The following is a 12,856-nucleotide window of genomic DNA, read 5'->3' as shown; positions in this document are numbered from 1 at the left end:
TCCGGAACTGCATGTACGTGGGGACTCTGTCCTTCGACCTGCTCCTCGGCGACGTTCACTCGCTGAAGGAGAAACGCTCCGTAGTCCGACCCATCGTCGCCGAGCTCCAACGGAAGTTCTCGGTGAGCGCGGCAGAAGTGGGCGACCAGGACCTCCACCGCAGGGCCCGCATCGGGGTCGCCCTGGTGAGTGGGGACACGGGGTTCCTCTCGGACGTACTCGACCGCTGCGAGCGGCTGGTCGCGGCCCGTCCGGAAGTGGAGCTGCTGTCGGTACGCCGGCGGCTCCACGGTGATGAAGACTGATTGCAAGACGAAGAAGGAGACGGACCAGTGGCCGACAATGCGCGGGCGAAGAAGCTGGCGGACCTCATCCGGGAGGTGGTCGCCCAGAAGCTGCAGCGAGGCATCAAGGACCCGCGCCTCGGTACGCACGTGACGATCACGGACACCCGGGTCACCGGTGACCTGCGGGAGGCCACGGTCTTCTACACGGTGTACGGCGACGACGAGGACCGGGCCAGCGCGGCCGCCGGCCTCGAGAGCGCCAAGGGCATGCTGCGCTCCGCGGTCGGCCGGGTGGCGGGCACCAAGTTCACGCCGACCCTGACCTTCGTGGCGGACGCCCTCCCGGACACCGCCCGGACGATCGAGGACCTCCTCGACAAGGCGCGGCTCTCCGACGCCGCGGTGCGCGAGGCCTCCTCGGGCGCCGAGTACGCCGGCGGGGCCGACCCGTACAAGAAGCCGGGCGAGGACGACGAGGACGCAGCCGCCGAATGAGCAGCAACGCAGGGAAGACGCCTGGGGGCACCTCCCGGCCGGAGGCTGGGGGAGGCCTTGTCATTGTCGACAAGCCGTCCGGCTTCACTTCGCACGATGTGGTCGCCAAGATGCGCGGGATCGCCAAGACGCGCCGCGTCGGCCACGCGGGCACGCTCGACCCGATGGCGACGGGCGTCCTCGTCCTGGGCGTCGAGAAGGCCACCAAGCTCCTCGGCCACCTCGCGCTCACCGAGAAGGAATACCTCGGGACGATCCGCCTCGGCCAGAACACCCTGACCGACGACGCGGAGGGCGACATCACCTCCAGCGCGGACGCCTCCGGCGTCACGCGCGAGGCTGTCGACGCGGGCATCGCCAAGCTGACCGGCGAGATCATGCAGGTCCCGTCCAAGGTCAGCGCCATCAAGATCAAGGGCGTGCGCTCCTACAAGCGCGCCCGGGACGGCGAGGACTTCGACATCCCGGCCCGCCCGGTGACGGTCTCCTCGTTCCAGGTCTACGACATGCGGGACGCGGAGGCCGAGGACGGCACCAAGGTCGTCGACCTCGTCGTCTCCGTCGTCTGCTCCAGCGGTACGTACATCCGTGCCCTGGCCCGCGACCTGGGCGCCGACCTCGGCGTCGGCGGCCACCTCACCGCCCTGCGGCGCACGCGCGTGGGCCCGTACAAGCTCGACCGGGCGCGCACACTGGACCAGCTCCAGGAGGAGCTGACCGTCATGCCGATCGGCGAGGCGGCGTCCGCGGCGTTCCCGCGCTGGGACCTGGACGCCCGGCGGGCCTCGCTGCTCGCCAACGGCGTGCGGATCGAGATGCCGGAGGTCTACGAGACCGGCCGGACCGTGGCGGTCTTCGGACCCGAGGGGCAGCTGCTCGGACTTGTGGAGAGCAAGGGCGGCAAGGCGAAGTCGCTGGCGGTCTTCGCCTGAGCCGCGCAGGGCTCCGGCTCCTGCCCGGTCCGGTCCGGTCCTTCCGGTGTTGACGTGTGTCGAGGTGTGTCGACGTGTGTCGACGTGGAGCGGTGAGCGCACATCCGGTCGCTGCTCACCGCTCCACGACCCCCCTCGGGTAGGTCTCTATCCAGCCGGAGCCCGGTATTCACCCGACCGAGCAGGCGCGCGGAGTGACTGGAGGGGGCACAAGGGGGCGCTTTTGCGCCGCGTGCCCCCGGCTCCCGACGGCGGCCACCTTCCGGCCCCGCCCGGCCGAGGTGACACTGCCCGATACCGATGCGGGCCACCGGGCGGGGACATGGCAGTCTTAGACCTGCAATCGGCAATCAGTACAGGGCCTACACGGTTCGGGCGAGGAGCGGTCACAGTGCAGCGCTGGCGTGGCTTGGAGGACATCCCCCAGGACTGGGGGCGCAGCGTCGTCACCATCGGCTCGTACGACGGTGTGCACCGGGGCCACCAGCTGATCATCGGGCGGGCCGTGGCCAAGGCGCGCGCGCTCGGCGTCCCGTCCGTCGTCGTCACCTTCGACCCGCACCCGAGCGAGGTCGTCCGCCCCGGCAGCCATCCGCCGATCCTCGCCACGTACGACCGCCGTGCCGAACTGATGGCCGAGCTCGGGGTGGACGCGCTGCTGGTCCTGCCGTTCACGGCGGAGTTCTCGCAGCTTTCCCCGGCCGACTTCATCGTCAAGGTCCTCGTCGACAAGCTGCACGCGTGCGCCGTCATCGAGGGCCCCAACTTCCGCTTCGGCCACCGGGCCGCCGGCAACGTCGACTTCCTGCGCGAGCTGGGCGCCACGTACGACTACGAGGTCGAGGTCGTGGACCTGGTGGAGCGGGGCGCGGCCGGCGGCGGCGTGCCGTTCTCCTCGACCCTCGCCCGCAAGCTGGTGGCCGAGGGCGACATGGAGGGCGCGGCCGAGATCCTGGGGCGGCCGCACCGCGTCGAGGGCATCGTCGTGCGCGGCGCGCAGCGCGGCCGGGAGCTCGGCTTCCCCACCGCCAACGTCGAGACCCCGCCGCACACCGCCATCCCGGCCGACGGCGTGTACGCGGGCTGGCTGACGGCGAACGGCGAGCGGATGCCGGCCGCGATCTCGGTCGGGACCAACCTCCAGTTCGACGCCACCGAGCGGACCGTGGAGGCGTACGCGATCGACCGGGTCGGCCTCGACCTGTACGGGCTGCACGTCACCGTGGACTTCCTCGCGTACGTCCGCGGCATGGCGAAGTTCGATTCGCTGGAGGGGCTGCTGGAGGCGATCGCGGACGACGTGAAGCGCGCGCGGACGCTGACCGAGGAGTACGACGCCGAGCACTGAGCCGAGCGCTGCCGAGCTGCTGCTGCGGGAAGGGCCCGTACCGTCCGAGGACGGTACGGGCCCTTCTGCGTGTGCAGGGGATCGGATCCGGCTCAGCCGAGGCGCGGGTCCCGCGGGGGCTGGGGCTGGCCGGGCTGGGGCTGCTGGGGCTGGCCAGGCCAGGGCTGGCCGGGCTGCTGCGGGTAGGGCTGGGGTTGGGGCTGGCCGCCGGGGTACGGCTGCGGGGGCTGCTGGTACGGGGGCTGGCCGGGCTGCGGCTGGGGCTGCTGCGGATACGGCTGGCCCGGCTGGACCTGCTGCTGGGGGTGGGGCAGCGGCTGCTGCTGGTGCTGCTGCGGGGCTCCCCACTGGCTGTTCTGCGGGGCCTGCTGGGCGGCCCGCAGGAAGTCCTCGGCCACCAGCGCGGAGAGGTTGAAGTACGCCTCGCGGGTCTTCGGCCGCATCAGGTCGAGGTCCACCTCGGCGCCGGCCGCGAGGTGTTCGTCGAACGGGACCACGACCACGCCGCGGCAGCGGGTCTCGAAGTGCTGGACGATGTCCTCGATCTTGATCATCTTGCTGGTCTCGCGAACCCCCGAGATGACGGTGAGCGAGCGGGAGACGAGGTCGCCGTAGCCGTGTGCGGAGAGCCAGTCGAGGGTGGTGCTGGCGCTGCTCGCGCCGTCCACCGACGGGGTCGAGATGATGATCAGCTGATCGGCCAGGTCCAGGACGCCGCGCATGGCGGAGTAGAGCAGCCCGGTGCCGGAGTCGGTGAGGATGATCGGGTACTGGCGGCCGAGGGTCTCGATGACGCGGCGGTAGTCCTCGTCGTTGAAGGTCGTGGAGACGGCCGGGTCCACGTCGTTGGCGATGATCTCCAGGCCCGAGGGGGCCTGGGAGGTGAACCGCCGGATGTCCATGTACGAGTTCAGGTACGGGATCGCCTGGACCAGGTCCCGGATCGTCGCGCCGGTCTCGCGGCGCACGCGGCGGCCGAGGGTGCCGGCGTCGGGGTTCGCGTCGATGGCCAGGATCTTGTCCTGGCGCTCGCTCGCGAGGGTCGCGCCGAGGGCGGTGGTGGTCGTGGTCTTGCCGACGCCGCCCTTGAGGCTGATCACGGCGATCCGGTAGCAGGACATCACCGGGGTGCGGATCAGCTCGAGCTTGCGCAGGCGGTCGGCCTCCGCGGCCTTCCCGCCGAAGCGGAAGCCCGAGCGCTGGGGGCGGGGCTTCTGCTTGCCGCGCAGCAGCCGGTCGGAGGACAGCTCGACCGCGGCCGTGTAGCCGAGCGGCGCGCCGCCGCCGGAGACGGGGCCGGCCTGGTAGCGGGGGTCGTGCGGCTGCGGGCCCGGCTGCGGCCCCGCCTGGGGACCGCCCCACGGGGCGCCGGCGGCGCGGGGGTCGGCCTGCGGGTGTGGCTGCGGCTGGGGGGCCTGGGGCTGGGGCTGCGCGGGTGCGGGGGCGACGGGCGGGAAGCCGTATCCGTCCTGCGGCGCGGGTACGGGTGCCTGCTGCCCGGGCGGGAACGCGTAGCCGCCGGCGTCGGCGGGCGGCTGTACCTGCGGCTGCGCCGGGCCCGTCGGGACGTGCGGGAAGGCGTACCCGTCCTGCGGGGCGGGCGCGGGCGCCGGGAATCCGGGGGCGTTCGCGCCGGCCTGGGGCTGCGCGGGGGCCGGGGGGACGGGCGGGAAGCCGTATCCGTCCTGCGGTGCGGGTGCGGGTGTCTGCTGCCCGGGCGGGAACGCGTAGCCGCCGGCGTCGGCGGGCGGCTGTACCTGCGGCTGCGCGGGGCTCGGGGGGACGGGTGGGAAGCCGTATCCGTCGTGTGGTGCGGGTGCGGGTGTCTGCTGCCCGGGCGGGAACGCGTAGCCGCCGGCGTCGGCGGGCGGCTGTACCTGGGGCTGCGCGGGGGCCGGGGGGACGGGCGGGAAGCCGTATCCGTCCTGCGGGGCCGGTACGGGGGCCTGCTGGGCGGGCGGGAACGCGTAGTCGTTCGCGTCGGCCTGCGGGACCGGCGGGGCGGCGAACGCCGGCGGCAGCGGCGGGAGTTCGCCGGCGGGTCCCTCGAAGGGGGTCGCCACGGGAGGGTGAGGCACAGGCGCGGGACTGACGGCCTCGGCGGCCTCGGGCGCCGGCGGCGCCGAGGGCTCGCCCGCGAAGGGGAGCGCCGTTCCGTCGGGCGGGGTGTCGTGCCGCAGGGCCGCGGCGGGCGGCTCGGCCGGAGCCTTGCCCAGCACGATGCCCTTGCCGGACGACGGCGCGCCGTCCACAGCGGGGGCGGGCGGCAGCACGGGCGAGCCGTCGACCGGCGTGCTGAAGGGGCCGCCGGACGGGGCCGCAGCCTCCGCGGGCGTGGACAGCGCGGGCAGCGCGGGAGCCGGGAGAACGGGCGCCGGCACGGCCTCCAGGGCGGGCGCCGGCGGTACCGGCCCGGCCGAGGCGTCGGCCGGAGCCGAGGGCGCGGACTCCAGCGCGGGCGCCGGCGCAGGAGCCGGCAGGGCGGCTGGTGCCGTGTCCGCCGGAGCCGGAGCCGGAGCCGGAGCTGCCGGGGCCGGGGCGGCGGCGTCGGGCGTGATCCGCGGGGCCGGAGGAGCGATCCGCATCGTCGGGGGCGAGGCCACGTCGGACGGGCTGTGGGGTTCGAAGCCGCTGCCCTCGGGCAGGTCCGGTACCGGCGTGGCGGGCGCCGCGCTCTGCGTGTACCAGGCCGGCGGGGTGTAGTCGATGGTGAACTCGCCCGTCATCTCGGGCTCCGCGTCGGACTGATCGTCCGTCGGGACGTCCCACGTCCCGCCGCGCCTCTCGTTCCGATCGCCGCTCACTGGTCCTCCTGGTCTGTCGAACGCTGGTCCGGCGCCCCTCACGCCGCGCCCACGCTCAGCCTAATCGCGTGCCGACACCGGTGTCCGCCCCGGCCTGTGACGCGGCGGTGGTTCCGCCGTAGCCCTTCGGGGGCAACTCCGTTGCCCGGGTGGGGCGGTGGGCCTCGGCGCCGTGCCGGCTGCCCGGCCCAAACCGGTCCGCACGGGGCGCCGTGGTCCCCGATCGTGGGGGGTGCCGCTCGCCGGCGGTGCCGCCCCCGACTCACCCGCCGTCAGGCGTACGTGCCGTTGACGGCTGCCCTGCCCGGCGACCCCCGTGCCCCGCCGCGCGGCCTGGGCTGGGGCCCTGCGAGGCCCCTTCCAGGGACGCGCCTTGACCTCGGGAGGTTCCCGGCCGCCACCGTTCCGCTGCGCGGAGCCGTTTCCCCTCCCCGCCCCTTCCCGAAACGCCTCAATCGCCGGCGCGGCTCAAAGATTCGGGGCTCCGCCCCGGACCCCGCGCCTCAATCGCCGGCGAGGCTGGATTTCCCGCCGAGCGGGGCTGGATGGTGCCGGCGGCGCTGGATAGCGCCGGCGCGCTGGAATCGCCGCGCAGCGGCGCAATCCACCTACGGCGGCGCAATCCACCTGCAGCGGCGCAATCCACCCCCCGCAGCGGCGCGATCCAGCCCGCGCGGCGTTTGAGCGCACCGGGCGCGGAGCGTCCGGGTCTTTCAGCCCCGCCCGGTCCGTCCCAGCCCCGCCGGCGTTTGAGGCGAGCGGGGTCCGGGGCGGAGCCCACGGTTTCTGGGGGCACCTCCCAGCGGTAGCTGGGGGAGAAGGGGCGGGGAGGGGAAACGCCGACGAGGCCGAAACGCCGCGCCTCCCGTGAACGGTACGCGCGGACCGACCCGAGCCGGGCAGCGGCCATCCAGGCCGGGGCCTCCGCAGCGGGTCTGCGGCCGGATCCCCCGCGCAGGGCCGGCGCGACCCCGGGTACGGGCGGGGAGCCGGTCCGCGGGAGGGGCCCGGTACCGGGCAGGGGGGAGCAGGCCGGGCCCCGCGTCGGGGAGTCGGGCCGGAGGAGCGGGTTGGGCCCAAGGGCCGGGGCAGGCGGCCGGTCTCCGGGCCGGGGGAGCGGGCCGGGCCGGCCGCGAGAGCGGGCCGGGCCGGGCGGGGGCGGCGCCGGGACCGGGGCCGGGCGGGGGCGCCGGGACCTGGGCCGGCGGGGACCTGGGCCGGGGGAGTCGGCCGGGGGCGCGGGACCGAGCGGGGGTGGTCAGTCGATGCGGCGGCTTTGGCCCAGGAGGTTGGTTTCGGACTCCGTGCCCTGCGTCATCACGAACTGCCGATCCCGCGGCGTGCACCACAGGGTGACCCCGTCGCCGAGCGTCGGCAGCGAATCCACGGTCTGCTGCGGCAGGTTCATCAGCCGGCCGATCTGCTCGGCCTCGTCGGGGGACACCCGCTGGACGCCCACCAGCGCGGAGTTCTGCAGCAGCCGCGGCGCCGTCGGGCTCAGATACGGCAGCAGCGTCACCACCGACTGCCACGGCCCGGCCACCACGCGCCCGCGCGGCGGCCGCATCCCGCAGTCCCGGATCACCAGCACCGGGCTGCCCGCCGACGCGCCCTGCGGCGGCACCCGGCCGACCTCGTGCAGCGTCACGCACTGCTGCCCGCCGCCGGCGGCCTGGGCCAGGGCGGCCCACACCTGCCCGCGCCCGGTCTCCACCGCGACCCGGGCCCCGGTGGCCGCGGCGCGCAGCGCCAGCACCTGGGCGGTCCACAGGCCGCCGATGAGCGTGACCTCGTACGGGGTGGGCCGGTTGATGCCGAGCACGGCGGGCCGCCCGTGCGCGTCCACGCCGATGACGACCCCGTCGTCGGCGACGGGCAGCGCCAGCAGGCCCAGGTCCACCGCGGGGACCGTGTGCCGTTCCCGGCGCGGGCCGATCAGCCCGAAGCCGCCCCTGACCGCCTTCTTCATCGCGCCCCTCCCAGCGGCAGCGAGGCCAGCAGCCCCGGCACCTGTTCGCGGTCGAGCCGGACCAGCCCGGTCCGCACTCCGCGGGCCGCCCGCTCCAGTTCGCGGCGGGCCGCCACCAGTTCCTCGTCGCTGCGCCCGGTGACCCGGACGTGGCCGGCGAGCGTGATGCCCTGCCGTTCGTCGGGGGCCATCGTCAGGCTGAAGTTCGTCGCCAGCGCCGGCAGCGAGGTCAGCAGCGCCACGAACTGCGGCAGGGACCCGGCCCCAGAGCCGCCGAGATGCGGCCAGCGGCCTATCCAGTACGTGGTGTGGCGCCGGTCGTCGCAGCGCCAGATCCGCGCGGTCTCCTCGGTGCGCCGGCCCGTGCTGGCGGAGCGGCCCGCCTGGGTGATGGCCATCGGGTTCGCGCACGAGGAGGTGGCCAGGGCCGCGGTCAGCTCCTGCTCGGTCAGCACGGTGGCCCGGAACCCGGCCCCGGCCAGCCGGCTCGCCAACTGGTCGGCCGCCCGCACCACGCACCGCTGCGCGCCCGCGAGCCCGCCGCCGCGCGCGGTGACGGCCTCGGGGCAGAGTTCGGGGTCCAGCTTGAGCGCGATCCAGGTCAGCCGCACGGCCGGGGTGCCCGTCTGGGCCTGGAGCGGGGCGTAGTTGCGGGTGGCCATCGACTGGGCCGGCAGGTGCGGGGCGGGGGCGGGCTGGGTGTGCAGCACCAGCTGCGCCGACTCCAGCCGGATCCCGTCCACTTCGAGCACGTCCCGTACCAGCGCCAGCGGCAGCGGCCGGGCGCTGCGGTCGGGCCGCAGTGCGGTGGCGTCGGTGTCGACCTGCACCACGACGGTCAGGAACGTGCCGTCGCCGACCATGCCGACCGGCCGCCGCTCGCGGTCGCTGAACGTCAGGGTCCGCAGCGCCGGTTCCGCCTCGACGAGCGGGGCCAGCCCCGGCTCCGTACCCGCGGGCACCGTGAACGAGGCGGCCCGCCGGCGCCGGGAGCGCAGCGCGAGCGCGCCGCCGATCCACTCGGGCAGGGAGCGCTGGTGGCGGCGTACGACGGCGAGGACGACCAGGACGACCGCGAGCACACCCGCCGGAACCAGCAGCAGCGGCTCCACGACCCAGGCCACCAGCAGTGCCGCCAGGGCGAGCTGGAGCAGGACGAGCTGTTGCAGTCGGAACGGGCCGAAGCGGCCGGGGCTCGACTTCGGATTCGGTGTCACCCCGCTGCGTACGGGTGCGGGAGCGCCCGTCTGCGGCTGCGCCGTCGGCTGCGTCGTCGCGGTGGCCATCAGTCGCCCACCTCCCCTTTCTCCCCCAGCAACCGCTGGGAGGTGCCCCGAGGGCCAGACCCGTGAGTGCCGGAGCAGCGCGATGTCCGCCGGTCCGCCGCATCTCCCCGGAAGATCCTCAATCCGCCCCAACAGGCCCTGGTTGCCCCGGTGTGGAGGGCGCCGAGCGGCAGCCACACCCTACCCGGCCCGTGGATACCCGCCGTCAAGAGGCATAGTAGGTCCCCGGTCCGATCAATCGAGGCCCGGGGACCGCAGTCTCCGACCGGGCCGTGCGGGGAGAAGCAGACGGTCATGGCATCACGACGTGATGAACTCAACGCGTACACCTTTGCGAAGCGGCGGACGGTCGCCGCGTTCCTCCAGCCCTCCGCGACGGGCTCCGAGGAAGGTGCCCCCAGGCCCCTGCGCGCGATCGTGCCGGGACTGGTCGCGGGAGCCGTCGTCCTCGCCGGCTTCGGCGCCTGGGGCATGTTCAAGCCGCAGGCCCCCAAGGGCTGGGACGAGCCCGGCACCAAGGTCCTCGTCGGCAAGCAGTCGACGACCCGGTACGTGGTGCTGAAGACCAAGGTGAACGGCAAGGACCAGACCCGCCTGCACCCGGTGCTCAACCTCGCCTCCGCCCGACTCCTGCTGGACCCGCAGAAGTTCCAGGTCCTCCAGATCGACGACAAGATCCTGGACGGCGGCAAGGCGCCCCGCGGCCCCATCATCGGCATCGCGTACGCGCCCGACCGGCTGCCCGCCCCGCAGGACGCCGGCAAGGCCAAGCGGTGGGCGGTCTGCCAGGCGCCGGGCGGCAACGGGAAGACGGTGCAGACCGCCACCTTCGTCCTGGCCGACCGCGAGGCGGGCCTGCTGGACGACCAGCGCAAGCTCACCGACGGCCAGATGCTGTACGTGCAGAGCACTGGCAACGGCAAGGAGCGCTACCTGGTCGACGCCTCGGGGACCAAGTACAAGTTCCCCGAGGGCGGCGCCGACGCGGGCAAGATGACCAACGCCCTGGTCGGCACCACCGGCGCCAACCCGCAGCAGGTCACCGAGCAGTGGCTGGCCACCCTCAACTCCGGTGACGACCTGGCCTTCCCGCAGCTGCCCGCCGCGGCCGGCACCAAGGCCGACGTACCGGGCCTGAGCACCGCCGACAACAAGGTCGGCATGGTGCTGCGGGCACAGACCGGCTCCGGCGCGCAGCACTACGTGGTCCTGCCCGGAAAGGTGGCCCCGGTCTCGGACTTCGTGGCGTGGCTGCTGATCTCGGCGCCCGCCACCGACGGCCTCAACATGCACGGCAAGCCGCGCGAGGTGGACATGCAGTCCCTCAACCCGGACGCCACCGCCTTCAAGGCCGAGGCCCGCTGGCCGCGCAAGAAGTCCGACCGCATCAACCAGACCGGCCCCGCAGACGCGGCTGGCGGCGCCTCCGCCCAGGGCGCCGGGGCCCGCGACACGGTCTGCAACGTGCTGCGCTCGGTCGACGGCCAGGGCAACCAGGTCCTGAGCACCTGGGCCGGCACCGGCTTCCCCATCGACATCACCGCCAGCGGCACCAGCGCGTACGTCACGCCCGGCTCGGGCCTGCTCTACACGCAGGTCCAGGGCAAGCAGGCCGCCGCGAACGGCGCCCTCTTCCTGGTCACCGACACCGGCCTGCGGTACGCGGTCCAGGCCAACGGCGACAGCGACTCGGAGAAGTCGAAGATCGGGGCCGCCGAGCAGCAGCCGGGCCAGGGCGCCACCGACGGCCGGCCCGAGGCCAGCCAGGCGCAGATCCGCCTCGGATACGGGGGCGTGACGCCGGCCGTTGTGCCGATCGCGTGGTCGGAGTTCCTCTCCAAGGGGCCCCGCCTGGACACCAACTCCGCCCGCCAGCCCCAGGGTTCGTGAGGACGCCGCCGATGACCACCTCTGCGTACCGGCGCGGCGGCCTGCTGGCCGCGTCCGCGTCCCTCGCCCTGGCCGCGGCGGTCTGCGGCACCACGCCGGCGACGGCGGCCCCGGCCGGGACTCCCGCATCCGCATTCGCATCCGCACCCGCGCTGCGCCTCGCGGGCGGCGGCGAGTGCACCTTCCCGATGAAGAAGCAGATAGCCGACCGCCCCTGGGCCCTCCAGCGCGTCCTGCTGGACGCCCTGTGGGCGCAGACCAAGGGCAAGGACAAGGACAACAAGCCCGTCCGCGTCGCCGTCATCGACACCGGCGTGGACCGGGTGAACCCGCAGCTCAGCGGCGCCGTCGACGTGGGGGCGGGCAAGGACTTCGTCGACCCCAAGGGCGGTGACGGCACCGTCGACACGATCGGTCACGGCACCAAGGTGGCCGGCCTGATCGCGGCCCGCGAGCAGCAGGGCACCGGTTTCGTCGGCCTCGCCCCGGAGTCCGTGATCATCCCGATCCGGCAGAACGACGGGCAGGGCAAGGGCAACGCGCTCTCCCTGGGCCAGGCCATCGACCACGCGGTCTCCAAGGGCGCCCAGGTCATCAACATCTCCCAGGACACCGACGCCGCCCTGAGCAACGACTCGGAGCTCGGCAAGGCGGTCCAGCGGGCCGTCGACGCCAAGGTCCTGATCGTCGCCTCGGCCGGCAACGACGGCCTGACCGGCGAGAAGCGCAAGACCTACCCCGCGGCCTTCCCCGGTGTCCTCGCCGTGGCCGCCTCCGACCGCAACAACGAGCGCGCCGCGTTCTCCCAGCCGGGCGACTTCATCGGCGTCGCCGCGCCCGGCGTCGACATGGTCTCCACCGTCCCCGGCTTCGGCCAGTGCATCGACAACGGCACCAGCTTCTCCGCCCCGTACGTCGCGGGCGTCGCCGCCCTGCTGCGGGCCAAGCACCCAGACTGGACGCCGCAGGAGGTGATCTGGCAGATCCAGGGCACCGCGGAGCGCTCGGTCAACGGCCGTGACGACTACGTCGGTTGGGGTGTCGTCGACCCGGTCCGCGCGCTCACCCAGGACCACGACCGGCCGAAGGCCCCCGTACCGGACCCGGGCCCGCCCCCGGCGGCGGCCCCCCGGGCGGCGGCGCTGCACCTCGCCGAGACGGCGCAGGAGCGCGAGGAGCGCCTCGGCACGTACGCTCTGGGCATCGCCGCCGTGCTGATCTGCACCATCGCAGGGACGGCGGTGGTCGTCAGGGACGCCCGCCGGCGCCGCCGCCGTTTGCAGTGAACGGTCACAGTTCATCGACAGAAGCAGCCCGTCGGTGTTGGGGCAGTGCTATGAACTGGCTAGAGTGACACCAGGCTTCACGAGTGTGATCGGGGGATCGCGTGAGGCGGAGGGGGAATTCCCGGCTGCGCGGCGCTGATTCGCGCCCGGAACCTCCGCTCCGCTGCGCAATCCGCCGGTTCTGCCGGCGAATTGAGAAGTGAGGAGCTTCGGATGAGCAACAATTTCGGACTTGCAGACGATCCGATCGTCAAGGCCAAGAACAACATCGAGACCACGGCCAACGCCGTCACCACCCAGTCCCGAGAGCTGGCCGACATCCTCGCCACCGTGAGCGCCGGCTGGACCGGTGTGGGTGCCCAGGGCTTCATCGACGCCCAGACCATGGTCAACGAGGACCACGACGAGATCCGCCGCCTGCTCGGCGTCCTGCACAACGCGGTCGCCCAGACCAAGAACCTGAGCAACGCCCAGGACGACGACGTGCGCGCCGCCTTCAAGGCCGTGCAGCCCGCCGGCGGCGGTGGCGGCAACGGCTCCGGCCTCAACGGCATCTGAC

10 protein-coding genes are annotated in these 12,856 nt (G+C 74.0%); 7 read left to right on the top strand and 3 right to left on the bottom strand.

What is annotated here, in order from left to right:
- Positions 1-11: 11 nt before the first annotated feature.
- The 4 genes from ABZ924_RS07360 to ABZ924_RS07345 all read left to right on the top strand — a co-directional run bounded on the left by ABZ924_RS07360 (position 12) and on the right by ABZ924_RS07345 (position 3,062).
- The gene (locus ABZ924_RS07360) at positions 12-305 is read left to right on the top strand and encodes a DUF503 domain-containing protein (protein ID WP_030161467.1); all 294 of its coding nucleotides are present in this window, start codon (positions 12-14) and stop codon (positions 303-305) included.
- Between the two features lie 27 nt (positions 306-332).
- Complete coding sequence (gene rbfA, locus ABZ924_RS07355; RefSeq protein WP_361905477.1) at positions 333-782, top strand: 30S ribosome-binding factor RbfA; 450 nt, start codon at positions 333-335, stop codon at positions 780-782.
- Positions 779-1,714 carry a tRNA pseudouridine(55) synthase TruB gene (gene truB, locus ABZ924_RS07350; protein WP_361905474.1) on the top strand — a complete coding sequence of 312 codons (936 nt, stop codon included), beginning with the start codon at positions 779-781 and terminating at the stop codon, positions 1,712-1,714. The genes rbfA and truB overlap by 4 nt, the downstream gene beginning before the upstream one ends.
- A 391-nt stretch (positions 1,715-2,105) precedes the next feature.
- The gene (locus tag ABZ924_RS07345; RefSeq protein WP_361905471.1) at positions 2,106-3,062 is read left to right on the top strand and encodes a bifunctional riboflavin kinase/FAD synthetase; all 957 of its coding nucleotides are present in this window, start codon (positions 2,106-2,108) and stop codon (positions 3,060-3,062) included.
- A 92-nt stretch (positions 3,063-3,154) separates the two neighbouring features.
- Here ABZ924_RS07345 and ABZ924_RS07340 read toward each other — a convergent pair whose 3' ends face one another.
- From ABZ924_RS07340 to eccE, 3 genes are all read right to left on the bottom strand, one after another.
- Positions 3,155-5,866 (bottom strand): SCO5717 family growth-regulating ATPase, encoded by a 2,712-nt coding sequence (locus ABZ924_RS07340; RefSeq protein WP_361905469.1) that lies wholly within the window; start codon positions 5,864-5,866, stop codon positions 3,155-3,157.
- A gap of 1,258 nt (positions 5,867-7,124) precedes the next feature.
- Positions 7,125-7,835, bottom strand: coding sequence for a hypothetical protein (locus tag ABZ924_RS07335; RefSeq protein WP_361905466.1), 711 nt, complete (start codon positions 7,833-7,835; stop codon positions 7,125-7,127).
- Complete coding sequence (gene eccE / locus ABZ924_RS07330; RefSeq protein WP_361905463.1) at positions 7,832-9,121, bottom strand: type VII secretion protein EccE; 1,290 nt, start codon at positions 9,119-9,121, stop codon at positions 7,832-7,834. The genes ABZ924_RS07335 and eccE overlap by 4 nt, the downstream gene beginning before the upstream one ends.
- A 294-nt stretch (positions 9,122-9,415) precedes the next feature.
- Here eccE and eccB point away from each other — a divergent pair, with 294 nt between their 5' ends.
- From eccB to ABZ924_RS07315, 3 genes are all read left to right on the top strand, one after another.
- Entirely contained in the window at positions 9,416-11,011 is a 1,596-nt protein-coding gene (eccB, locus tag ABZ924_RS07325; RefSeq protein ID WP_361905460.1) for a type VII secretion protein EccB, read from the top strand.
- An 11-nt stretch (positions 11,012-11,022) separates the two neighbouring features.
- The gene (mycP, locus tag ABZ924_RS07320) at positions 11,023-12,297 is read left to right on the top strand and encodes a type VII secretion-associated serine protease mycosin (RefSeq protein WP_361905457.1); all 1,275 of its coding nucleotides are present in this window, start codon (positions 11,023-11,025) and stop codon (positions 12,295-12,297) included.
- A 213-nt stretch (positions 12,298-12,510) separates the two neighbouring features.
- Positions 12,511-12,855, top strand: a complete 345-nt coding sequence (locus ABZ924_RS07315; RefSeq protein WP_361905454.1) for a hypothetical protein — start codon at positions 12,511-12,513, stop codon at positions 12,853-12,855.
- The last annotated feature ends 1 nt before the right edge of the window (position 12,856 follow it).

Source organism: Streptomyces sp. NPDC046876 (genome assembly GCF_040645035.1).
Lineage (GTDB): Bacteria > Actinomycetota > Actinomycetes > Streptomycetales > Streptomycetaceae > Streptomyces.
Note: the sequence above shows the minus strand (reverse complement) of the source record. Positions and strands in the feature narration are given on the sequence as shown.